Raw genomic sequence first — 23,704 nt, 5'->3', positions numbered from 1 at the left:
CGGATCGAGGCCGCAACCGAAAGACGTTCCCGCGTGAGACCCCCGTCTTTTCCGGCGTCCTTTTGCCACTCGCCCGGCCCGGCGCGCGCCGGTTTCACCGCGGGCGGGGACAATGTGTTTACAATACAACCCAGTTCTCCGTTTTTGTCGCCGCGTGGGCGCCGCAAAGGCTAAAACTGTTCGGAGAAACCGATTCTCATGCTATGAAACCGCCGGTGAGGGTCGGGAAGCAGGATCGGTGGCGTATTGACGCGTTATTTCAAGCCGGGCTGCGAAATTGTGTAAATCGGGCCTGCGCGCCCGCTGTTTGTGAATGAGGAGTAACCGCCATGGGTGTTGGCCAGGATATTACCGCCGGTAACGCGGGGTGGACGTTTGGCGAAGGCGTTCCCGAAACATTCGTTGATCACATTAAACTGTCGGTTCCGCTCTATGAATCCGGGCATGACCTGATCTGCCAGATTTCCGATTTCTTCGTGAAGAACGAAAGCGTCATCTATGAAATCGGAACATCGACGGGCGAGCTGATCAAGAAGCTGGCGCAGCACAACGCCACCAAGCCCGGCGCCCGCTGGGTGGGGATGGATGTAGAGCCGGCCATGGTGGGCAAGGCGCAGAAACATTGCGCCGATGTGCCCGCCATCTCGATCGTGCACGAAGATGCGCGGTTCATGGAGATGGAAAAGGCCGACATGATCGTCAGCTACTACACCATGCAGTTCGTCCCGCCGCGCTATCGGCAGGAGCTTTTCAACAAGATCTATGAAACGCTGAACTGGGGCGGTGCGCTGGTGATGTTCGAAAAGGTTCGCGGCCCGGATGCGCGGTTTCAGGACATTCTGACCCAGCTCTACAACGATTTCAAAATTCGCAACGGTTTCTCCGGCGAAGAGATCGTCGAGAAATCCCGCAGCCTGAAAGGCGTGCTGGAGCCGTTCTCGACCCAGGGCAATCTGGACATGCTGGCGCGGGCCGGGTTCAAGGATGTGACTTCGGTGCAGAAATACCTGTGCTTCGAAGGTTTCCTGGCGATCAAGTAATTGCACGGCCGGTGGCGGCCGCCTGTCTGGAAAAACGGCGCAATGCACTGTTCAGCCTTTGAAATGGCGATATGCCGTCAGTTTCCTGCCGGGGCACGGCAAGGGGCGCGGCGCGCGTTTTTTGCGCGGCGGCCCCGGCGTGCTGCCCAAAAAGCGGCTTTCAAACCGGCCGGGCAGGGATTTATGTTGCCCCTAGGTAACGCCCTTTGCGGCCCATGGGCAAATGCCATAATTCTGACGATGGCGTCTGTGATCGCAAGCGCGTTTGCCCCGGTTCGGCCGGTGCGGGCCATTCAATCGAAACGACCCGGGCCGCTGCGGTTCGGGGCTTATACAGGGCGCGTGGCATGAGTGTGACGTCGAAACGAGTGCTGGTGACCGGCGGGGCCGGTTTCCTTGGGTCGCATCTTTGCGAAACGCTTCTGGACGCGGGCAATGACGTGCTGTGCGTGGATAACTATTTCACCGGTCGCCGCACCAACGTGCGGCATCTGCTGGACAATCCGCGGTTCGAGATCATGCGCCATGACGTGACCTTTCCGCTCTATGTCGAGGTGGACGAGATCTACAACCTCGCCTGTCCGGCCAGCCCGGTGCATTACCAGCACGACCCGGTTCAGACCACGAAAACCTCGGTGCACGGGGCGATCAACATGCTGGGGCTGGCCAAGCGGCTGGGCGCGAAAATCCTGCAGGCCTCGACGTCCGAGGTGTATGGCGATCCGGCGGTGCATCCGCAGACCGAGGCCTATTGGGGCAACGTCAACCCGATCGGGTTCCGGTCTTGCTATGACGAAGGCAAGCGCTGTGCAGAGACGCTGTTCTTCGATTACCGCCGGCAGCACAATCTGAAGATCAAGGTGGCGCGGATATTCAACACCTACGGGCCCCGGATGCACCCGCAGGACGGGCGCGTGGTGTCGAACTTCATCATGCAGGCGCTGTCGGGCCTGCCGATCACCATCTACGGCGACGGGCAGCAGACGCGGTCGTTCCAGTTCGTGTCCGACCTGATCGACGGGATGGTGCGCCTGATGGACACGCCCGACGATGTAACCGGCCCGATGAATCTGGGCAATCCGGTGGAACTGACGATCCTGGAACTGGCCGAGGCGGTGATTGCCAAGACCGGTTCGAAATCCGAACTGGTGTTCGAGCCGCTGCCGCATGACGATCCGGTGCAGCGCCAGCCCGACATCACGCTGGCGCGCAAGACGCTGGGGTGGGAGCCGCGGGTGGCGCTCGACAGCGGCCTGGACGCCACGATCGCCTATTTCGCGCGGCTGCGCCACGATCTGGCGGCTGATGGCGCCACCGACAGGATCTTCACGGGGGAAGCCGGGAAGTGACGGACGACGCGGCCGCATTCAAACTGACGGACCCGCGCAGGGAAGCCCTGCGATCGGGGCTTTGGTATGCGGCCGCGCTGGCGGCCTGTCTTGTGGTTCTGGTGCTGAACGGCAAGCCGCTTTTCTATTTCGATACGGGATCTTACATCGATCAGGGCGAGGCAGCCCTGCGCCAGGCCGGGCTGCTGGAGCGCCGGGTGCCGGGCGCGCCCGGTGCGGGCCATGCGCCGGGTGCGGACGATACCGTGAACGGATCACGCTCGGCGGTGTTCTCGGTTGTGATGGCCGCGCTGGCACAGGGCGGAAACCTGGCCGCGCTGACCTTGCTGAACGCGCTTGCGGTGATCATCGCGGTCTGGCTGCCGGCACGGATCGCCGCGCGGCTCTACTGCCCGCCGCGGCCGGTGGCGGCGCTGGTCGGGCTTTCGCTGATCGCCGCGGCGACAGGCTCTTTGCCCTTCTATGTGGCCTATCTGATGCCCGACACATTCGCGCCTGTGCTGCTGCTGGTGATCGCGACGCTGACGGTGTTCGCCCGCGACATGAAGCCGTGGGAGGTGATCCTGGCGCTTTTGCTTGGCGTGTTCGCGGTGGTCAGCCATCTGTCGCATCTGGCCATCGCGCTGTTGCTGGTGCCGGTTTCGCTGGTGGTGTCACCGCTGCTGGCGCGGCGCCGGTGGTGGCTGCCGCCGCTTCTGGTGGCGCTGATCGCGGCCGGCGGGATCGCCGAGCGCTCTTTGTTCAAGGTCGCGGCGGCCACCGTCGGCGACAGCGAGGTCGTCTATAACCCGTTCCTGACCGCGCGGCTGATCGAAGACGGCCCCGGCCTGCGCTTTCTGGAACGGAACTGCCCGGACGCGTCCATCGCGACCTGCGCGCTTTACGATGCGCTGTCGCTGTCGGATGATCCCTGGCGGCTGACCGCGACGCATATCATCTTTGAGGATTCCCGCCGGCTCGGATCATTCAAGCTGATGACGCCCGAGGATCAGCGCGCCGTGGCGCAGGAGCAGGTGCCGTTCTTTCTGATGGTGCTGAAGGCCCTGCCGGCCCGCACTGTCTATGCTTTCGCACACAACACGATGACGCAGGTCGCGCTGTTCCGGGTCGACATGACGGTGCCGACCGAACGGATGATCGCCAAGCTCTCGGGCCACAAGGGGCTGGGGCCGGACGGGTTTTCCGGCGGCCGGCTGACGCAGGATACCGGCTGGCTGGCGGTCGTGACCCCGATTCAGGGGATGATCTATTCTCTGTCCTTCGCGGCCCTCTTGGTGCTGGTGCTGTGGCCGGGCTTTGCCACGCCCTATCTCAAGGCGCTGGCGATCATGCTCGTGCTTGGCATTCTGGCGAATGCCTTCGTCTGCGGCGGCATTTCGCAACCCGCGACACGCTATGGCGGGCGGGTGATCTGGCTGTTGCCGATGGCCGCGACGCTGCTGCTGATGTTCACGGAAACCGTATCGGTGCGCCGCCTCGCGCCGCTGGTGATCGAGCCATGACACGCGCGCGTCATATCCCGCCCCCATGTTGCGACGGGGCCAATTTCTTCATTTCTTCAGCGTCAGGTGTTTTCCATGGATAATTCACAACAGCTTTCGATCAGCGTGGTGATGCCGGCCTATAACGCGGTCAATCTGCTGCCGAAGGTGCTGACCCCGCTGATGGAGATGCTGGCAAGCGGCGAGGTGCAGGAGGTGATCGTGGTCGACGATCAATCGCCCGACGCGACCGCCGCCGAGGCGCGCAAGATGGGGGCGACGGTTCTGACCACGCCGGTGAACGGCGGGCCGGGCGCGGCGCGCAATCTGGCGGCGGAGCAGGCCAGGGGCGACATCCTGTGGTTCGTCGATTCCGATGTGATCGCCTGGCCGGGCGGGGCCGCGAAGATCCGCGCCGCCTTTGCCGAGGAAGGGGTGGATGCGGTGTTCGGCTCGTATGACACGACGCCCGCCGGCACGCCGTGGTTCTCGCGCTACAAGAACCTGATGCACCGGTTCTATCACCAGCATGCCAACCGGGATTCCACCACCTTCTGGGCCGGTTGCGGCGCGGTGCGGGCCGATGTGTTCCGCAAGATCGGCGGGTTCGACGTGGAAACCTACAAGGTGCCCTCGATCGAGGATATCGAGCTGGGCTACCGCGTCCGCTCCAACGGGGGGCGGATCGTGGTGGTGCCCGATCTGCTTGGCAAGCATCTGAAGGTCTGGACCGTGCGCAACGGCATCCATACTGATATCTTCCGCCGCGCGCTGCCGTGGTCGCGGCTGATGATCGCGCGCGAGGGGCTGACCAACGATCTGAACACCAGCACCGGCGAGCGGGTCAAGGCGGTGGTGGCCGGGCTGTTGCTGCTGTCGGTGCTGGGGCTTGTGGTGGCGCCGTCGATCTGGCCCTGGACGCTGGGCCTGCTGGCGCTGGCCTTTGCGCTGAACTGGTCGCTGTTTCAGTTCTTCCGTGAAAACGGCGGGGCCTGGTTCGCGCTGAAGGCGGTGCTTTACCACCAGCTTTACTATGTCTATTCGGCGGGGGCCTTCGCGTGGTGCCTGTTCGAATATCACATTCTGGGACGGAAGGATCGCCTTCATGTGCCCTGAGCCGCAGGATCACCGGGCCGATGCCGCGCTTTCGCGGGTTTCCGGCCATATTTATCCCCAGTTTGATCAAGATATTGTTTCCCGATGACGGGAAGGAAGGCAGAGATGGAAGGTTCGATTACCGAGGTTGAGGGCGCTGTCGCGGTGTCGCCGGAGCTGCAGGGGATGACCCTGAGCGTCGTGATCCCCGCTTATAACGAAGAGGGCGCCGTGCGGGCGACCGTGCAGGAGGTGTTTGACGCGCTGGACCCGACAGGGATCGAATACGAGGTAATCGTGATCGACGACGGATCCAGGGACAACACCCTGGCCGAGGCAAAGGCCAGCGGCGCGGTCGTCGATGCCAATCAGGTGAATTCGGGGTACGGCGCGACGCTGAAGCGCGGCGTGAAAAAGGCCCGGTACGAATATGTGGCGATCATGGATGCCGACGGCACCTATCCCGCGCGCTATCTGCCCGGCATGCTGGCCATGTGCCGCGATCAGGACATGGTGGTGGGCGACCGCGGCGCGGGCATGAAGAACGTGCCGCTGGTGCGCCGGCCCGCGAAATGGGTACTGAACAACTTTGCCTCTTTTCTGGCCGAGCGGAAGCTGAACGATCTGAACTCCGGCCTGCGGGTGTTTCGCAAATCCGAACTGATCCCGTTCCTGCCGCTGCTGCCGCAGAACTTTTCCTTCACCACCACGATCACCCTGTGCATGTCCTCCAATGGCAAGCGGATGGTCTATACGCCGATCGAATACGGCAAGCGCGTGGGCAAATCGAAGATCCGGCCGATTGATTTTCTGAACTTCATCATCCTGATCCTGCGCATCAGCACCCTGTTCAACCCGCTGCGCGTGTTCATTCCGCTGGGGCTGGGCCTGATGGGGCTGGGGGTGCTGAAGCTGATCTACGATCTGACGCAGATGAACCTCAGCGAAACGGCGGTGTTCCTGTTCCTGGCCTCGATCATGGTCTGGTCGCTGGGGCTGATCGCCGACATGATTTCGCGCCTGCATCTGAGGCCATGAAATGAGCAAACCGGCAGGGCTTTCGGCAATGTGGCGCAAATGGCTGATCCGGGCCGGGGGCTCTGCCGTCATTCTGGCGGTGTTGTTCTGGTTCCTGCCGCGCGAGGCGATCCTCGCGGGGTTTTCGGCGGTGCCGCTTTCGCTGTTCGTGTCGGTGTTCGGGGTTTTCCTGCTGGGCCATGTGGCGGCGGCGGCGAAATGGTGGGTTCTGCTGGATCGCGGGTTCCCCTTCCTGCTGGCGCTGAAGGCGCATTTCGGCGGGCTGGCGGCCAATCTGTGCCTGCCCGGCGTGGCGGGGGGCGATGCGGTGCGCGCCGCGATGGCGCAGGCGGCGATGCGTGACGGGCCGAAAGTGGCGGCGGGCGCGGTGGCCGACCGGCTGATCGACATGCTGGCGCTGGGCTTTCTGTCGCTGATCGGCCTGCTGATGCTGGGCGGTGGCGGGGCGGGGGCCGGCGTGGTGACGCAGGCGGTCGTGCTGGTTCTGGTGCTGCTGCTGGGCACGGTCTTTGGCATGCCCTGGGGTGTGCGGATGCTTTACCGGTTGAAACCCGGCCTGCCGGGCCAGGGCTTTGCGCTGAACATGGCCGGCGGGTTCGCGGCGCTTGGCCGGCGGCCCGGCCTGCTGTTTGTGACACTGGGCCTGTCGATGGCCATTCAGGCGACCTTCGTGATGCTGACGGTGCAGCTTTCCTATGCGGTGGGCGTCGATGTGCCGCTGGGGGCGTGGTTCGTGGCCTGGCCGCTGGCCAAGATCTTCGCGGTGCTGCCGATCTCGCTGGGCGGGCTTGGCGTGCGCGAGGCTTCGATGGCCGCCTTGCTGGCCCAGTTCGGCGGCAGCGCGCCCGAGGTGGTGGCGACAGGGCTGGTCTGGCAGGGCGTGCTCTGGCTGACCGGGGCGCTGGGGGCGTTGATCCTTCTGGTCTCGGGCCTCGGCGCGCGCCCGGTGGAAAAAGTGGCGAGTGAGTTTTCAGAGTAAAGGGTAAGAAGATGGCGGGTGCGATCCCTGGGGTGGCGGCGGGAAAAAAGCCGCTGGTAAGAATTATGGGCGCTGGGCCGGCCGGTGTTGCGGCGGCCTATGCGCTGTCGCGCAGGGGGGATGCCGAGGTCGAGGTGCTCGACAAGGCGGCGCGGGTCGGCGGCAATTCCACGTCTTTCATGATCGACGGGATCTGGTGCGACTATGGCTCGCACCGGTTTCACCCGGTCGCGGAACCGGCGGTGCTGGACGATGTGAAGGCGCTGCTGGGCGAGGATCTGCTGCTGCAGCCGCGCCACGGGCGCATCCGGCTGGGCGGCAAGTGGATCCATTTTCCGCTGAAGCTGCATGATGCGCTGCTGCGCCTGCCCAAAAGCTTCGCCGCCTCGCTGATGGGTGACATGGCGCTGAAACCGTTCCGCAAGAAATCCACGGGGCCGGAGACGTTTTCGAGCATCCTTTACGATGGGCTCGGCCCCACGATTTCCGAGAATTTCTATTTTCCCTATGTGCGCAAGCTGTGGGGGCTGGATCCTGACAAGCTGGCCGTGACGCTGGCAGAGCGGCGCGTTTCGGGCGGGTCTGTCGGCAAGATCCTGATGAAGATGCTGCGGCTGCTGCCCGGGCTGCGCAGTGAAACCGCCGGGCGGTTCTACTATCCGCGCAAGGGCTTTGGTCAGATCACCCAGGCCATGGCCGACAAGGCCGTCGAGCAGGGCGCGCAGTTCACCTTCGGCGCTGACATCACCCGGATCGAGCGGCAGGGCAACACCGTCACCGCCGTCTGGACGAAGGATGCGGCCGGCGGCGAGGCCCGGCATGAAAGCGATATGTTGATGTCGACCATCCCGCTGACCAGCATCGTGCGCCTGATGGATCCGCCGCCGCCGCCCGAGGTGGTCGAGGCCGCGAAGGCGATGCGTTTTCGCGGGATGATCCTGCTCTATCTCATTCTGGAGACGGACCGGTTCACCGAATATGACGCGCATTACTTCCCCGAGATCTCGATCCCGATCAGCCGGATGTCGGAGCCGAAGAACTACAATTCGGCGACAGAGCCGAAGGGGCTGACCCTGCTGTGCGCCGAACTGCCCTGTGACCCCGACGAAAAATGGTGGGGCATGTCGGACAAGGAGCTTGGCGAGCATTTCTGCACATGGCTGGGCGCGCTGGGCCTGCCGGTGACAGTGCCTGTGCGCCGCTGCGAAACACGGCGGCTGCACCATGCCTATCCGGTCTATGACCTGGACTATCAGGCGCATTTCGACACGATCGACAACTGGCTTCTGGGGCTCGACGGGATGCTGGTGTTCGGGCGGCAGGGGCTGTTTGCCCATGACAACACCCACCACGCCTTCGCGATGTCCTATGGCGCGGTGGACAGTGTCGATGCCGAGGGCAATCTCGACCATGAAAAATGGGCCGCCTATCGCGCCGAATTCGCCACCCATGTGGTAGAGGACTAGGCATGCCCGGGCCGGTTGTCGATGTTCTGATGTATCATTCGATTTCCGGTGTCGGCGGGCCGACCTGCATCGCGCCCGCCGTGTTCGCCGATCAGATGGCGGCGATCGCCGAGGCCGGGGTGCCGGTGATCACGCTGGATGATCTGGTCGCCGCGCGCGCCGGCGGGCCCGCGCTGCCGGCGCGCTCGGTCATCATCACCTTCGATGACGGGTTTCAGGATTTCGCCGAGACCGCCTGGCCGGTGATGAAACGGCACGGGTTCCGGCCGATGGTCTATCTGCCGACGGACTATATCGGCGGGGTCGAAGGCTGGAAGGGCATCGGCAAACCGCCCCGGCCCCTGATGGGCTGGCCCTGCATCCGCGATCTGTCGATCGAAGGGGTGCAGTTCGGCAGCCACACGGTGACCCATGCCAATCTCAACGCGCTGACACCCGCGCAACTGCGCGAAGAGCTGGCAACCTCGCGCCGTGAGATCGAGGCGCGGCTGGGCCGCCCGGTGGTGCATTTCGCGCCGCCCTACGGGCTGGCCAATGCGGCGGTGCGCGCGGCGATCGCCAGGCATTACGATACCTCGGTCGGAACGGTGCTGGCCCGCGCGACGGACCGGTCCGATATCCTGAACCTGCCACGGCTCGAGATGTTCTATTTCACCCACCCGCAGCGCTGGCGGCAGCATCTGGCGGGGCGGGGCGGGGCCTATCTGCTGCGCCGCAAGCTGCTGCGCCACGTGCGCGAGGCCATCACCAACCCGTGGGACGGGATCTGAGCGCCGCTACCAGATGGCATTGCCAAGGCGGTAGGTGAAGCTTTTCACCTCGCCCGACTGAAGCGTCAGCTCTACCTCGACGCTGTTGTCGCGCGGGGTGCCCCGCAGGCCGAAGGTGGCCGCGCGGTTCTTGCCCGCCGGTTTCAGGTCGAGCGGCCGGGGCGTACCGGGGCCCGGCGTGACGGTGGCCGATACAACTTCGGGCGCGCTGACCGTCAGCCTCAGCGGCAGATCCTCGCCAAGGCGCAGGTTCCCCTTGCTGGCCAGCCTGACATAGTCTTTCGCCTCGACCGGTGGCGGGATGCCTGCCCATTTCACGCCCGGTGGGCCATATTGCAGCACGACAACCGCGATCATGCCGAGGACCAGCAACAGATAGGCCCATCTGAACAGGCCCAGCCCGCGCCAGATCGTGCGCCCCGCGCCCGTATCGGCCCGCTGCCGCGCCGCGTAGATCAGCGCGCCGGTCAGCACCAGCCCGCCCGACGCCAGGCCGAAGACCACCCAGATCAGCCGTGTGGTGGTGCCGCCGACGGTGCCATAGTGGAACACCTTTGTCAGCGGCTCCAGCCGTGCCGCGCCGCCGCGATCTTCGATATGGGTGATCCCCAGAACCGCGAAATCGCTGGGGTCGATCGACACCGTTTCGCCGTCGCGCACCAGAAGCGCGTCACGGGGGCGGCCTTCGAAGACGATCCCGCCCCGCGCGTTATAGGGCATGGTCATCTTCTCGAACGCGACGTCGGGCAAGGCGGCCATCGCCGCCTGTTCGGCCGCCGCGATCATGGCCGTGTCGGCGCTATCGGGCAGCAGCCCGGCGCGGTCGCTGGCGATGGCAGGCTTCGGCCCGGTATGCGCCAGCCCCAGGGTGCGGGCAAAGAACACGGCGCTGCTCAACCCGACGATCAGCAGAAAGGGCATCGTCCAGAGGCCAATCAGCCGGTGCAGCCCGCCCAGCCATGTCCGCCGGTCCGCGCCGCGCGCCGGCAGCCGGAAGAAGCCTCGCCAGAACCGGCGATAGACGACCAGCCCGGTGATGACAGAGGTCAGCACCACGACCGACAGCGCGGTGATGAACAGCCGCGCCGGGGCCAGGGGGATCAGCAGATCCTCGTGCAGGCCATGCAGGATTCGGCGAAAGCCGATGGTGCGGGTCACATCCAGCACCTCTGCGGTTTCGGGGTGGGTCCAGATCGTGATCTCTTCGCCCCAGGCGGTGCGGGTGAAGGTACGGTCCGCCAGAAACGCGGTCGGGCGCTTCTCGACCCACATGATGGCGGTTTCCGGATAGGCCGTTTTCAGCGCGTCGTGGATTTCGGCGAAAGAGGCATGGGCGGCCTCGTCGGCCGGCGCGGACACCCAGGCGCGGGGGTGGAACACCATCTCGATCTCGTCGGCCATAACCAGCACCGACCCGGTGATCAGGACAAAGCCCAAAAGGATGGCCACATGCAGGCCAAGCCAGGTGTGAAGCTTCAGAAAGATACGCCTCAATTCTCTCACGGTTCTGCTCTCCGGCAGTTGGCGGCCGGGTTATTCCAAAAGCTTTTCGGGCTTTCGCAGGGATTTCGGGCCAATCAGTTGCTCATAGGTGCGTTCGAATTCATCATGGACGGTGGCGGGCCGGAAGCGATGCTCCAGGCTGCGGGCCAGCGCCGCCGCGCCCCTGGCCCGGCGCAGGCCGGGGTTTTCGACCAGCTCCAGCACGGCGGTGGCGATGGCGCCCGCATCTTCCACCGGCAGAAGCGCGCCGACCTCGCCGTCCACCAGCTCTTTGACACCGCCGCAATCGGTGGCGACGACGGGCAGGCCCGCGCGAAATGCCTCGACGATCGAGATCGGCAGGTTTTCCCAGCGCGAGGTCAGCAGGAAGATGTCAGACGCTTTGAGGTGCTGCGGTACGGTCGAAATCGCGCCGAGGAATTTCACGTTGTCGGCGACACCCGCGTCGCGCGCCCATCCGGCGGCGGCCTCGGCCAGCGGGCCCTTGCCGGCGATGGCGAACACCACGTCAGGGCGTTGCGCGACCACCCGCCGGGCGACCTCTATCATCACGTCGATGCCCTTTTGCGGCTGAAGCCGCGACAGGCTGAGGATGAGCACACCCTTCTTGCCGCCCATGATCCGCTCGCGCAGCGCCTGCGCCGCCGCCGCTGGAACGTCGGGCAGCGGGTGTATGCCCAGGCCGATCGTGCGCGCCTTTGCGCGCGGCAGGCCATGGGCGATCAGCGCGTCCAGCGCGGTGCGGCTGGGTGAGATCGTCAGATCGGCACAGAGCCGCGCGGTACGGGCCACGCCGGCCTCGCGCGCGGGGGCCGCGCCGTGGAAGGTCATCGCGATGGGGATGTCCATGCCGATGGTGGCCAGCCGCGCCACGATGGCCGGGGCGGTTTCATGGGCGTGGATCAAGTCGATCCCATGCGCCCTGATCGCTTTGCGAACGGTGAGGGCACAGGCGGGCAGCGCGCTGACGCGCCGGTAAAGCGATCCACCGACGCCCGCGACATTGTTCAGCGCGACCGGCACGAAATCGGGATCGGCGCCATCCGCGCTCCAGTCGCCCTGATCGCCGGCCAGAACGATCTTGTGCCCGCGCCCGCGAAGATCCTGCGTCAGGTCCAGCACATGCCTCTGGATGCCTCCGGGAAGGAAATTCGTGCAGATCTGCATAACGCGCATACTGGTCTGGTCCGCCATCTGGCCGGGGGAAAACGCCCCCGGGATCACCGCCACGATAGGACAGCAGGTTGACGTAACGCCAGCCGGAACACTCGACAGGGGGCGCCAAAACTGGCATCTGTCGCAAGGCCGCCACGATACCGGTGCTGCCGGACCGACGTTTGAAATTGTGGAACGGCCCGATGTCCATCACACGACAATTCAGCAAGGGTGTGGCCTGGATGGCCGCTGGCAACTGGCTGGAGCAGGCGATCAATTTCATTGTCTTCGTGGTGCTGGCCCGGCTGCTGGGGGCAGAGGCGTTCGGACTTCTGGCGATGGCCACGGCCTTTGTCATCCTGTCGGAATTTCTGGTGCGCGAAACACTTTCGGAATTCCTGATCGCCACCCCCGATCCCGAGGATGCGCATTTCAACGCGGTGTTCTGGTCTCTGGCCGGGCTGGGCGGGGTTCTGGCGGCGCTTTTGCTGATCTTCGCGGGGCCGATCGCGGCGTTCTATGGCGCCGGGCAGGTGCGCGGGCTGATCGCCGCGCTGTCGCCCACCGTCGTGATGATCGCGCTGACGGCGGTGCCGGTGGCGCTGTTGCGCCGCGAGTTGCAGTTCAAGACCCTCTCGCTGCGGGCGATTTCCGGTGTCTTCGTCGGTGGGGTGGTGGGCATCGGCATGGCTGCCGCCGGCTTTGGCGTGTGGAGCCTGGCCGGGCAGAGGCTGGCCCAGGTGGCCACCAATATCCTGATGGCCTGGGGCGCGGTGCGCTGGCGGCCGGGGCTGTCAACCTCGCAGCGCCATCTGCGCGAGGTGATCGGCTTTGGCGGGCAGGTTCTGGGCCTGCGCGCGGCCGAGCTGGCACTGGCGCAATCGCCTTCGGTGATCATCGGCGCCACGCTCGGCCCCGCCGCGCTCGGCCTCTTCTCGATCGCCTGGCGGCTGGTGGAAATCGCGTCTTTCCTGATCGTCACGCCGCTGCGCATGGCGGCCCAGCCCGCCTTCGCGGCGATGACGCGGCAAGGGGCGCGGGCGGCGGATCTGCTGATCGATATTTCGCGCCTGTCGGGGCTGGCCGCGTTCCCTGCCTTTGCCGGGCTGGCGGTGCTGGCCGAACCGGTGCTGCATCTGTTCTTCGGCGCGAAATGGGTGCCGGCGGCACCGGCGCTTTCGGTGCTGGCGCTTGTGGGGCTGTATTTCTGCATCGAGAAGGTGCAGCAATCTTTTTGCCTGGCGGCGGGCCGGGCCGGGGCGATCACCGTGCTGGCCTGGGCCGAAGTCATCCTGGGCGCGGCGCTGATCTGGGTCGCCACGCGCTGGGGGCTCGTCGCGGTGGCGGCGGCCTTTGTGGTGCCGCGCTATCTGCTCTGGATTTTCCGGTTTCGGGTGGTGGCGTCGATCGGGGGGCTGCGGGTTCGGGATCTGGTGTCATGCCATCTGCGCCCGGCTTTCGCGGCGCTGGTGATGGCGGCGGGCGTTCTGGCGGTGGCCCGTGCCACGGAGGGTTTTGCCCCGGCGATCCCGCTTGCGGCGGGGTTTGTCACCGGGGTTCTGTTGTTTGCCGGCCTCACTTTTCTACTTATGCCCGACCGGGTGGCGCTGTTGAAAACCTATGTTGGAAATCCGCGCGAAAATTCCGCAAAAAAAGGCTAGTTTCGGTCGTCGGCGTTGGATGAGTTCATATTTGCAATGGTTTCACTTCGTATCTTGATGTTCACCACCTTCTATCCGCCGCATTCATTCGGGGGCGATGCGGTCGGGGTGCAGCGCATGGCGCGGGCGTTGGTGGCGCGGGGCCATGAGGTGACGGTGGTTTACGACTCGGATTCCTATTTCTCGCTCGGGGGAAAACCGCCGGCGGCGCTGCCCGAAGAGGATGGCGTCACCGCGATTCCGCTGAGCAGCCGGACCGGCGTTCTGTCGAACCTTCTGACACAACAGCTCGGCCGCCCGGTGGCGCATGGCAGGCGTATCCGCCAGATCGTGCAGGAGGGCGATTTCGATATCGTCTGGTACAACAACGCCTCGCTTGTCGGCGGGCCTGGCCTGCTGGACATCGGAGACGGGCTGAAGGTGTTCGAGGCGCATGAGCATTGGCTGGTCTGCCCGACCCATGTGCTTTGGCGCTATAACAAAGAGCTGTGCGACAAGCGCGAATGCCTGCGCTGCGTGCTGAGCTATCGGCGCCCGCCGCAGCTTTGGCGCGCGACCGGCTATCTCGACCGGATGCTGGACAATATCGACCTGCTGATCGCCAAAAGCGAATTCAGCCGCGACAAGCACCGCGAATTCGGCCTGCGCCAGGAGATGGAGGTGCTGCCCTATTTCCTGCCCGATCTCGATCTTGACAGCGCACCGCCCGCGGCCACGCATGACCGGCCCTATTTCCTGTTCGTCGGGCGGCTGGAAAAGATCAAGGGGCTACAGGATGTGTTCCCGGCGATGGACAGATATCCCGATGCCGATCTGCTGATCCTGGGCGATGGCGATTACGCGGACGAGCTGAAAAGGCTGGCGGCGGGCAATGACCGGATCAGGTTCCTGGGCCGCAAGCCGCTGGACGAGTTGACCGCCTATTACCGGGGCGCACTTGGCCTGATCGTGCCGTCGGTTTGCTATGAGACCTTCGGAATTATCCTGATCGAGAGCTTCCGGCTGGGCACGCCGGTGATTGCCCGGCGGCTGGGACCCTTCCCCGAGATTGTCGAGGCGGCGCAGGGCGGGGTGCTGTTCGAGACCGAGGATGAGCTGATCGCCGCGATGCGCGGGCTGCAGGATGACCCCGCGCATCGCGACGCGCAGGCCCGTGCCGCGCGCGGCGCCTTTGATCGGGTGTGGCGCGAAGACCGGGTGCTGGCCTCTTTCGGGGCGGCGCTGGCGCGCGCGGCGCATCGCAAGGGCGACGCCCGGCTGGCCAAGGCGCTGGAGGGCGGCGCGTTCGAAAACGGCGCGGCGGCCTGATCAGGGCGCCGGTCAGAAGGCGACGCGCTGCACGAACCAGAACGCGCCCACCGCCGCGATCGCGCTCGAGCCGGGGATGACCACGCGCTGCCGGTACCAGGGTTTGTTCCCGAACCACAGGCCGACCAGCAGGAAACCCGCGGCGATGACCGCCAGCTGGCCGATCTCGACGCCGATGTTGAAGCTGAGCAGGGCGGGGACGAATTCACCATCGGGGATGTTGAATTGTTTCAGGACGCCGGCAAAACCCAACCCGTGCAACAGGCCGAACATGAACACGACAACCGGGCGCCAGGGGCTGAGCACCTCATGCAGGATATTCTCTACCGCGACATAGACAATGGAGGCGGCGATCAGGGGCTCGACGATCAGGGCGGGCACGTCGATGAGGCCGAGCGTTCCAAGCCCCAGCGTAACCGTATGTGCAAGGGTGAAGGCCGTGACCTGCGCCAGGATCGGGCGCAGCTTGATCGACAGAAGAAAGATGCCAAGCACGAACAGAATGTGATCCAGCCCCTTGGGAATGATATGCTGAAAGCCGATCACCATGAAGTCGGTGATCATGTCCACCATGGAGCGTGCCTTGAGATCGTCGATGACCAGCGGGGTGCTTGTCTCGCCGTTTTCGATGATTTCGATGTGCGAACTTCGGGCGCGCGCGCTGATCGTGCGCAGTGCCACAGTGCCGAAGGCCCCGTCCCATCCAAAGGTGAAAACCTTGGCGCCCGGGGGAAGCGCGCCGTTCAGCAAGACCGAAGAGGCCCGCGCAACGGACAGATCGCCCACATCCCGGAAGGTGTCGGTCTGTACCGTCACCTCGGCGGGTTCGCCATCGAGCTCGATCCTGAGGCCCGCGATGAATTCCGGCAGGAAGGCCTTAAACTCTTTCTGCAATTGCTCGGGCGGCAGCCGCCGCAACCGGTCGTATTCCTTGGCATTCGGACTGTCGGACGTGTCGGTCACGCCCGGGTCGATCCCGGCCAGAATAGCTTCGAGATTGAGGTTGAGCCGTAAGGCAAAGGACGTGGCATCGCGGTTGAAGAAGACAATCGCTTCCGAGCTCTGGAACACATGGGCCCGCACGGCGGTGCCAGCAAAGCCCAGGCACAGGTTCAGCGCGATAAACAGAAGGGCGACCTTCAGGCGCAACCCTGAAAGGTGGGGGCATCTGTCACGACAGGGAAGGGGAGAGCGCCATAGCGAAATGAGGGCGGTCTGATACATGGGAATCACCACGGAAATAAAATGGCTCTAACGGTCGGGAATGGGAACTATTCATATAGCTACAGGATTCCCTTCGAAATGTTCAGAAAATTGTTGCGATTGCACGTGGTCGGGCTGAACGCCGCATCCAGGGCTACCCGCCGCGGGAAAAGCTATCGGGCTTCGGCCCCGATGCGATGGGCGTTGGCCATGACGCTGAAGGTGATCGTGGTGGCCGGGATCGACGGCAGGACAGAGGCGTCCACGATGTGAACGCGGCGCAGGCCATGCGGGCGGCCCAGCCTGTCGGACTGGCCCGGTGCGGGGGTTGCGGCCATGGGCACTGTGCCGCCCACATGAAAGCTCGATCCCGGCGCGCCGGGCCGCGCGGCAAAGCCGAGTGCCACCAGCCCGGCCTGCGCCATGGCGCGCGACAGTTTCCTTTTGGCGGCGTCCAGAACACGCCCGGTGTCCGGGTTGACCTCGACCCGCGCGTTCAGGCGGCCATCTGCGGCAAGGCGGAGCCCGATGCGCGCGGAATGGTCTGAATGCAGGAACATCTGTGCCACGATCAGACGGCGCGACATTGCCATGAGCAGCGGCGCGGAGCCGGGAAGCCTGGCGCCGTAGTTTTGCAGCAGGTCGCGGGCATAATGTTCGTTCCATGTATAGAACTGAGCGTGAACCAGCCTGTCTGACACGTCTGGATGTTCGATTTCTGCAAAAAGCTGGGGCAGCGTATGATGCGGCGGACGGTCCGGGCGCAGCTTTGTGCGCCAGCGGTGCAGCAGCGGCAGGAAGGCATGCTGGCTGTCTTTCAGGATCAGCTCTCGCGGCGTGCCGGGGGCAGAGGCCAGCATCAGCCGCGCGGTTTCCAGCACACCGGCGCCGATGAAAACCCGGGTGCCGGTCACGGTGCGGCCATCGGCAAGGGCCAGTGTCACCCCGTCTTCGGTTTCCGAAAACCCGGCCACGAGCGCGCCGGGGCGATAGGTGAACCGGGGGTGGGCTTTCAACGTCTCGAGGGTCTTGCGCGCCGAATAGATATGGCCCCAGGGGCAGCCGTGCAAGCACATGCCGCAGCGGATGCAACCCGCCTCGACCGCCTGACGCGCGGCGCCGGTGTGAACCCCCATGGCGCGCAGCCTGTCGCGTTTCGCATCCAGCCGGGCCAACAGCGCCTCTGCCTGCGGCGGTGGCGGGATCTGGGTGGCGCCCGGGGCCAGATAGCCGGGCAGCAGATTGTCCAGCGCATCCTCACGCCCGGCGATCGGCATGAACCCGGCCACGGCGCGGTAATGCGGGGCAAGCTCCTCTGCCGTGACCGGCCAGTCAGCGATATCGTGCTGCCGGTAGGGCAGCACCGCGGCGCCCCAGAGGTTCGACAGCCCGCCCACCGCACGCGAGGCGCGCAGGGCAAAACCGTCGCACCCTTCGGCCAGCGTATCGGCGGCGGCCTCTTGCGCGAAGTCGGAGCCATAGCGGCGGGTCTGCCCCTCGGGCGCGGCGAATTGCGGTGCCTGATAGGCGGCCCGCTCGGGCTGTGACCAGTCTTCGGGCGCGCGGGCGGCCAGCGCGTCGCGGCGGGCGATGGCCTCGGGCTCCGGCAGCTTGCCGCCGTCCAGCAGCGTCACGCTGCGGCCCCGCGCCAGCAGGGCCGTGGCGGTGGCGATGCCCGAGGGGCCGGAACCGATGATCAGATCGGTCATGTCAGCCGCGCCGGAACACCAGCACCGCGCCATCGCCCAGCGTGCCCGGGAAACGGTGCAGAAGGGTCAGCGCGCCCTCGCTGTCGGCATCCAGATCGGGGAAGGCACGGAAGGTGCGGGCGGGGAAGGCGATGACCACAAGCGCGGGGCCGGGTTGCGCCATGGCGGCGGCATAGTCGGCGTTGCCGGTCAGCGGCACCCAGTCTGCGCCGAAATGTCCGGTGAAGGCGGGCGCGACCACGCCGACCACATAGACCTGTTCGCCCGGTTTGCGGCTGGCCTCGACCAGATCGAAGGCGCCGGCGAGGTTCTGTTTCGGCGCGCTATAGTTGCGGGCGGCCAGCCCGGCCGAGACCACGATCATCAGCGCGGCGGCGATGGTGAAAAGCCGCTGCGCCGAAAGCCGCGGGACGGAAAGCGCGCCCAGCCCCGTGCAGACCGCCCGCACGCCCAGCACGATCAGCAGCATCAGGAAACCGATGTCGGCAAAGAAGAAGCGCGGCCAGATGCGCATGCCAAGCGCCGAGAGCAGCGCCATGGTCAGCACGATATGCAGCAGCACGAGCGGTGCGAACAGCGGGGCGCTGCGGTGGGTCTGTCCCCCGCCCAGCACGGCCAGCCCGATCATGCCAAGCGCCACCAGCCCGATCACGGGGCCGGCGGAGCCGACGGCAGAGCGCACGGCTTCGTAGATCGTCCAGAGCGGGTTCTGGTATTCCTGCATCACATCCACGGCAGAGGTGCCCGCGACGCCGCCGACGGTTTGCAGCAGGCTGGGCAGGAGGGGCGCATAGAGGGCGATGGTCAGCGCCGCGCCGAGGCCGTAGCCCAGCAGCGGCAGCAGCAGCTTCGGGCGGGCCAGCCTGCCGCGCGCCGCATCCCACAGCACGACGGCCAGCCAGACAAGCCCCTGCGCGGCGAACAGGAACGCGCCCGTCAGATGGGTGAATACCGCCGCCGCCAGCACCACGGCATAGCCCAGCCACAGGCCCCGCGCCGGGGTTTTCATGCCGCGCAGGAACAGGATCATGCCAAGCGCGCTCCAGAACGCCAGCTCGGTATAGCCGCGGGCGTTTTGCGAAAACCAGATGTGGTGATAGGAGATCGCCAGCAGCAGGCCGGTCAGATGGGCCGCGGCGGCGCCCGCGATATCGCGGGCCAGCCACCAGATGGCGGCGATGGCGCCGAGGCCGAAGACAAGCGCGGGCAGGCGGATCGCCCAGATGGCCTCACCGAACGCCGCCACCGCCAGCTTCGACTGGAGATCGAAGAAATAGTGGTGGTTCATCGAATAACCCTGCATCATCTGCCCCCAGGGCAGGCGCAGGTGGGTTTCGACTGTCAGGATTTCATCATACCACAGCGGCGCGTTCAGCCCCCACAGCCGCAGCGCCAGCGCCAGCAGCAGGATGGCGCCCAGCCACAGATAGTCGCGCGTCGCGCCCATGTCACACCTGCTTTACGGCGCGCACCAGCACCAGCATTTCGTAGTTGGGGTCATGCACATCCAGCTCTGCCTGGTCGATCTCGCCCGCGCCCAGCCCGTGCAGGTTGCAGATGCAGGTGAAGATGTTGCCGACGGTCGAGACCTCGGTCTTTTCGCGCCCGAACACATCGCCGAACAGGCGGCGCTTGGATTGGGTGGTGAAATGCCAGTATTCGCCCCAGTCATCCACGCCTTCGCGCCGGGCGACCCGTGTCATGCCGTGCGAGGTGCACAGAACCACGCCGCCCGGCTTCAGGATGCGGTGCAGGGTGGCGATGGCCTTGTCGACCTCGTAGATCATCTGAAGCGTCTGGGTGATGATGATGCAATCGAACGTATCGTCGGGGATATGCGGCGCGTCTGTCAGATCGGCCACGATGGTGGCATGGGGGTTGCCCTCGACATAGTTCAGCACATCGGCCTGCGTGACCTTGTCGCCGCCGAATTTGTTGATATAGGCCGGGTCGCCCATTTCCAGGCAGCGGCCTTTCACGTCGGCGGCGTGTTTCTCGAGGAACTGTTCGATATAGTAGCGCTCGATCGTCAGCAGATCACGGTCCTGCCCGAAGATGGTGCTGATCGGCGACAGGCGGCGCAGCCCGCCGAAATCGACCTTGCCCACCGGCACCGATTGCAGCTTGTACAGGCGTTGTTGTTTGCGCACCCATTTGCGCAGGTCTTCGGGCAGCAGAACCGTGGCGGTATCGCGAACCAGCTTTTCTATCCGTGCAAGCGGCGTCATCGGCGGAAATCCTTGCTGGGGGCTCAGTTAAGGCCGGTGGCCTGCTTTTCGGCGATGATATCGTCAATGATCTGCGCCAGCGTGCGCATCGGGCGAAAGCCCACCGCCTTTTCCAGCTTCGAGACATCGGGGAGGCGGCGGTTCATATCCTCGAACCCTTCGGGATAGACGTCCGAATAGGGAATGAGCTGGATTTCCGAGGCAGAGCCGGTGGCGGCGATCACCTGTTCGGCCAGCGATCTGATCGTCACCTCCTGATCGGTGCCGATGTTGTAGACCTGGCCGAAAGCCTCGGGCGTGGCCATCAGGCGCATCAGCGCCTCGACCACGTCGTACACATGGCCGAAACAGCGCGATTGCTCGCCCGAGCCATGCACCATCAGCGGTTTGCCGGCCAGCGCGTTCTGCACGAAATTGGGCAGCACCATGCCGTAGCGCCCGGTCTGGCGCGGGCCGGTGGTGTTGAAGAAGCGCAGCACCACGACGGGCAGCGCGGCTTCGCGGGCATAGGCCAGCGCCAGAAACTCATCCAGCGTCTTGGCGCAGGCATAGGACCAGCGCAGGTTCTTGGTGGCGCCGATGGTCAGGTCGTCATCTTCGCTGAACGGAAACTTGGTGGCCTTGCCATAGACTTCGGAGGTCGAGGCGACGAAGGTCGGTTTCTTGTCCTTCAGCGCGGCGTGCAGCACGTTTTCGGTGCCGCCCACATTGGTCAGGATCGAGCGGCTGGGCTCTTCCATGATCAGTTTCACGCCGACTGCGGCGGCCAGGTGAAAGACAACGTCGGCGGCATCCACATGGGTCTGCACCAGGTCGCGATCCAGGATGGTGCCTTCGACGAAGGTAAAATCAGGGCTGTCGGAGATCGCCGCCAGATTTTCCAGCCGTCCGGTCGAAAGATCGTCAAGCGCGGTGACGCTGTGACCCCCGGAAACAAGACGTTCGGCCAGATGGGACCCGATGAAACCGGCCCCGCCCGTAATCAGAATATGCATCTTCCCTCGCACGCAAAACTTGGCACCAAAATACTGCTCCGGCTTATATCATGCTGCAACATGGCGGACTACCGGCCTGTTGTGAAAGAGTTTCCGGGCAGGCCGAATGTGGCTATCGTGCCGGCGCCGCCAGAAGAGGAGATCACATGCCGCAGTCGATGCAGGAATGGAGCGCGCCGCTGGCCGCACGGAAGGTGGCCGTGACCGGGGCCAGCGGGTTCATCGGGCGGCGGCTGGTGCGGGCGCTGTGCGCGGCGGGCGCGGATGTGACCGCGCTGATGCGCAGCCGGCACGAGGCGCAGACGATGGAGCGGATGGGCGCGCGCGTTGTGCTGGCCGGGCTGGTGCCGGGGCGGGCGCTTGATGCGGCGCTGACGGGGCAGGAGATTGTGTTCAACCTGGCCTATGATGTGCGGGTCGGCGGGGCCGAGAACCTGGCCGCGTTCGACGCGCTGCTGGCAGCGGCGGCGCGGGCCGGCGCGGGCCGGATCGTGCATGCCAGTTCCGCGGTGGTCTATGACGATTGGCCGGCCGGGCGGCTGGATGAGGAAGCGCCGATAGGTGCGCCGGGCGGTGGCGGCTACCGGCAGGCGAAAATAGCCATGGAAAACAGGTTGATGGAGGCCGGGTTCGAGGCCGCGATCCTGCAGCCGACGATTGTTTACGGCCCCGGCAGCGCGCTTTGGACAGACGCGCCGATGGCCGCGCTGCGCCAAGGGCCGGTTGTTCTGCCCGATCCCGTGGGCCAGTGCCCGGCGGTGTTTGTGGATGATGTGGTGCAGGCCGCCCTGCGTGCCGGTGCCGCGCCCGATCTGGGGCGCGAGCGGTTTCTGATCACCGGCGCCGATCAGCCCGGCTGGGACGCGTTTTTTCGCGGATATGCCGGCGTGCTGGGGCAGGGCGAGGTGGTTCTGAAGCCGCTTGCGGAGCTTGAGGCCCGCCTTGGCCCGCCGCCAGCGCCCAGCCCTGAAACCGCCTCTGAAACCGCCCCGCCGCTGGCCGCCCGCGTCAGCGCACGGCTGCGCCGGATGCTCGGGCGGCGGCGGTTCGAGGCGCTCATGACCCGCGCCCGCGCGCTGCGACCCGCCCGCGGGCCGGTCTATCCGAATCGTGCCCTGCTCGCGCTTTACGCGGCGCGCCCCGCGATCGAGATCCGGCGCGCGGAGGCCCGGCTGGGCTATGTTCCGGAATTTTCGTTCCAAAACGGATTGGCCGCAATTCAAGAGCAATTGCGCGAAACGGGGTGAATTAGCCACCAATTGCCGCTGCGGAAGGGTACAATAAGCCCTGCGGGCAAAACTCCCTGCTGATTCCCTTTGTCCTGTGTTAATTCGATTTCGACAGTTGTGATTTCCAGTGAGGTTCGATTGATGAGCAGTAATTTTTCGCATTTCGCCACGCTCAAGGACGGTATCGCGGGCAAGGACGCCAGGGTTCTGACGGTTGGTCTGGGCTATGTCGGGCTTCCGATGGCGCTGACCGTGCATGAGGTCGGGTTTGATACCACGGGCCTTGATATCAATGCCGAGCGTGTGGCGCGCATCAACGCGGGCGAGCAGGTGATTTCCTATTTCGCCGAAAATCGTATCGACGACGCGGTCAAAAGCGGAAAGTTCCGCGCCACGTCCGAGGCGTCGGCGATTGCCGGGGCCGACATCATTCTGATCTGCGTCCCCACGCCGCTGACCGCCGCGCGTGAGCCAGACATGAGATATGTCATCAGCGCCGCCGAAACGATTGCCGACTGGCTGCGCCCCGGGCAGCTCGTGGTGCTGGAAAGCACCGTTTGGCCGGGGGCGACCGCGAATGTGCTGCAGCCGATCCTGGAGCGGGGCGGGCTGCGCGCCGGTTCCGACTTCTTCCTTGGCTTCTCACCCGAGCGCGAGGATCCGGGCAACGCCTCGCACACCACGCGGACCATCCCGAAGGTTGTGGGCGCTGACGACAAGCAATCGCGCGATCTGCTCGAGATGTTCTATTCCACCATCGTCACCCAGGCGGTTCCGGTCAGTTCTTCGGCAACGGCCGAGGCGGTGAAGCTTGCGGAAAACAGCTTTCGCACGGTCAACATCGCGCTGGTCAACGAGATGAAGGTGGCGATGGATGCGATGGGCGTGGATGTGTGGGAGGTGGTGAAGGCCGCGGCGACCAAGCCGTTCGGCTACATGCCCTTCTACCCCGGCCCCGGCATCGGCGGCGACTGCATCCCGGTGTCACCTGTCTATCTGTCCTGGCGGGCGCGCGATGTAGGGTCGGAGACGCCGATCATCGATCTGGCCCGGTTCAACAACGAAGGCGCGCCAGAGGCGCTGGCCACCCGCATCCGCACCGACCTGTCGCGCCATGACGGGGTGGATGTGAACGGGGCGCGGATCCTGATCCTGGGGATCGCCTACAAGAAAGACGTGGAAGACACCCGCGAAAGCCCGGCGCTGGCCCTGCTGAAAAAGCTGGAGCAGATGGGGGCGGACGTCGATTATCACGACCCGTTCTTCCCGGTCATGCCGCTGACGCGCGACCACCCGGATCTGGCCAACCGCCTGTCGGTGCCGCTGGATGCCGGCACGCTGGAAGGGTACGATGCCGTCATCGTGACGACGGATCACACGGCGGTGGATTACGGGCTTGTCGCAGCCGCGTCGAAGCGGGTGTTCGACACGCGCAACGCCTTCGACGGGCGCGGTATCGCGATCGACCGGGCCCGCCTGATCAAGATCTGACTAA

General features: G+C 65.2%; 19 protein-coding genes. 12 read left to right on the top strand and 7 right to left on the bottom strand.

Translation table 11 applies throughout. The features are described 5' to 3' along the window. Nucleotides 1–329 precede the first annotated feature (329 nt). From GGR17_RS02200 to GGR17_RS02165, 8 genes are all read left to right on the top strand, one after another. Nucleotides 330–1,040, top strand: a complete 711-nt coding sequence (locus GGR17_RS02200) for a methyltransferase domain-containing protein (RefSeq protein WP_054538264.1) — start codon at nt 330–332, stop codon at nt 1,038–1,040. 347 nt (nt 1,041–1,387) lie between these two features. Further along, nucleotides 1,388–2,389 (top strand): UDP-glucuronic acid decarboxylase family protein, encoded by a 1,002-nt coding sequence (locus tag GGR17_RS02195; protein ID WP_054538265.1) that lies wholly within the window; start codon nt 1,388–1,390, stop codon nt 2,387–2,389. After that, nucleotides 2,386–3,891 carry a hypothetical protein gene (locus tag GGR17_RS02190; protein ID WP_054538266.1) on the top strand — a complete coding sequence of 502 codons (1,506 nt, stop codon included), beginning with the start codon at nt 2,386–2,388 and terminating at the stop codon, nt 3,889–3,891. Before GGR17_RS02195 ends, GGR17_RS02190 begins: the two co-directional genes overlap by 4 nt. Nucleotides 3,892–3,966: 75 nt before the next feature. Then, nucleotides 3,967–4,986, top strand: a complete 1,020-nt coding sequence (locus GGR17_RS02185; protein WP_054538267.1) for a glycosyltransferase family 2 protein — start codon at nt 3,967–3,969, stop codon at nt 4,984–4,986. 105 nt (nt 4,987–5,091) lie between these two features. Then, nucleotides 5,092–6,003 carry a glycosyltransferase family 2 protein gene (locus GGR17_RS02180; RefSeq protein ID WP_054538268.1) on the top strand — a complete coding sequence of 304 codons (912 nt, stop codon included), beginning with the start codon at nt 5,092–5,094 and terminating at the stop codon, nt 6,001–6,003. A gap of 1 nt (nt 6,004) precedes the next feature. Continuing rightward, complete coding sequence (locus GGR17_RS02175; RefSeq protein WP_082386529.1) at nt 6,005–6,982, top strand: lysylphosphatidylglycerol synthase transmembrane domain-containing protein; 978 nt, start codon at nt 6,005–6,007, stop codon at nt 6,980–6,982. Between the two features lie 65 nt (nt 6,983–7,047). Further along, nucleotides 7,048–8,448, top strand: coding sequence for a protoporphyrinogen/coproporphyrinogen oxidase (locus tag GGR17_RS02170; RefSeq protein WP_162231805.1), 1,401 nt, complete (start codon nt 7,048–7,050; stop codon nt 8,446–8,448). A gap of 2 nt (nt 8,449–8,450) precedes the next feature. Further along, nucleotides 8,451–9,218, top strand: a complete 768-nt coding sequence (locus GGR17_RS02165; protein ID WP_054538271.1) for a polysaccharide deacetylase family protein — start codon at nt 8,451–8,453, stop codon at nt 9,216–9,218. A gap of 6 nt (nt 9,219–9,224) precedes the next feature. Here GGR17_RS02165 and GGR17_RS02160 read toward each other — a convergent pair whose 3' ends face one another. Beyond that, nucleotides 9,225–10,721 carry a PepSY-associated TM helix domain-containing protein gene (locus tag GGR17_RS02160; RefSeq protein WP_162231806.1) on the bottom strand — a complete coding sequence of 499 codons (1,497 nt, stop codon included), beginning with the start codon at nt 10,719–10,721 and terminating at the stop codon, nt 9,225–9,227. A gap of 30 nt (nt 10,722–10,751) precedes the next feature. After that, complete coding sequence (locus GGR17_RS02155; protein ID WP_162231807.1) at nt 10,752–11,897, bottom strand: glycosyltransferase family 4 protein; 1,146 nt, start codon at nt 11,895–11,897, stop codon at nt 10,752–10,754. 182 nt (nt 11,898–12,079) lie between these two features. On the opposite strand from GGR17_RS02155, the gene GGR17_RS02150 reads away from it, so the two are divergent. Continuing rightward, the gene (locus GGR17_RS02150) at nt 12,080–13,537 is read left to right on the top strand and encodes a lipopolysaccharide biosynthesis protein (RefSeq protein WP_054538274.1); all 1,458 of its coding nucleotides are present in this window, start codon (nt 12,080–12,082) and stop codon (nt 13,535–13,537) included. Between the two features lie 36 nt (nt 13,538–13,573). Then, the gene (locus tag GGR17_RS02145; protein WP_054538275.1) at nt 13,574–14,845 is read left to right on the top strand and encodes a glycosyltransferase family 4 protein; all 1,272 of its coding nucleotides are present in this window, start codon (nt 13,574–13,576) and stop codon (nt 14,843–14,845) included. Nucleotides 14,846–14,857: 12 nt separating this feature from the next. Here GGR17_RS02145 and GGR17_RS02140 read toward each other — a convergent pair whose 3' ends face one another. The 5 genes from GGR17_RS02140 to GGR17_RS02120 all read right to left on the bottom strand — a co-directional run bounded on the left by GGR17_RS02140 (nt 14,858) and on the right by GGR17_RS02120 (nt 20,980). Further along, on the bottom strand, nt 14,858–16,069 hold the full coding sequence (locus GGR17_RS02140; RefSeq protein ID WP_082386532.1) for a HupE/UreJ family protein: 1,212 nt from the start codon (nt 16,067–16,069) through the stop codon (nt 14,858–14,860). A 152-nt stretch (nt 16,070–16,221) separates the two neighbouring features. Continuing rightward, nucleotides 16,222–17,757 carry a GMC oxidoreductase gene (locus GGR17_RS02135; protein ID WP_054538277.1) on the bottom strand — a complete coding sequence of 512 codons (1,536 nt, stop codon included), beginning with the start codon at nt 17,755–17,757 and terminating at the stop codon, nt 16,222–16,224. A 1-nt stretch (nt 17,758) separates the two neighbouring features. Continuing rightward, the gene (locus tag GGR17_RS02130; RefSeq protein WP_054538278.1) at nt 17,759–19,204 is read right to left on the bottom strand and encodes a glycosyltransferase family 39 protein; all 1,446 of its coding nucleotides are present in this window, start codon (nt 19,202–19,204) and stop codon (nt 17,759–17,761) included. A gap of 1 nt (nt 19,205) precedes the next feature. Continuing rightward, nucleotides 19,206–19,985 carry a class I SAM-dependent methyltransferase gene (locus tag GGR17_RS02125; protein ID WP_054538279.1) on the bottom strand — a complete coding sequence of 260 codons (780 nt, stop codon included), beginning with the start codon at nt 19,983–19,985 and terminating at the stop codon, nt 19,206–19,208. A gap of 23 nt (nt 19,986–20,008) precedes the next feature. Continuing rightward, on the bottom strand, nt 20,009–20,980 hold the full coding sequence (locus tag GGR17_RS02120) for an NAD-dependent epimerase/dehydratase family protein (protein ID WP_054538280.1): 972 nt from the start codon (nt 20,978–20,980) through the stop codon (nt 20,009–20,011). 146 nt (nt 20,981–21,126) lie between these two features. Here GGR17_RS02120 and GGR17_RS02115 point away from each other — a divergent pair, with 146 nt between their 5' ends. Further along, entirely contained in the window at nt 21,127–22,227 is a 1,101-nt protein-coding gene (locus GGR17_RS02115) for an NAD-dependent epimerase/dehydratase family protein (RefSeq protein WP_054538281.1), read from the top strand. Between the two features lie 123 nt (nt 22,228–22,350). After that, on the top strand, nt 22,351–23,700 hold the full coding sequence (locus GGR17_RS02110) for a nucleotide sugar dehydrogenase (RefSeq protein ID WP_054538282.1): 1,350 nt from the start codon (nt 22,351–22,353) through the stop codon (nt 23,698–23,700). Nucleotides 23,701–23,704: the final 4 nt, after the last annotated feature.

Source organism: Actibacterium naphthalenivorans, from assembly GCF_014196965.1.
GTDB classification, from domain to species: Bacteria; Pseudomonadota; Alphaproteobacteria; order Rhodobacterales; family Rhodobacteraceae; genus Actibacterium_A; species Actibacterium_A naphthalenivorans.
This window is presented reverse-complemented; position numbering and strand designations above follow the sequence as displayed.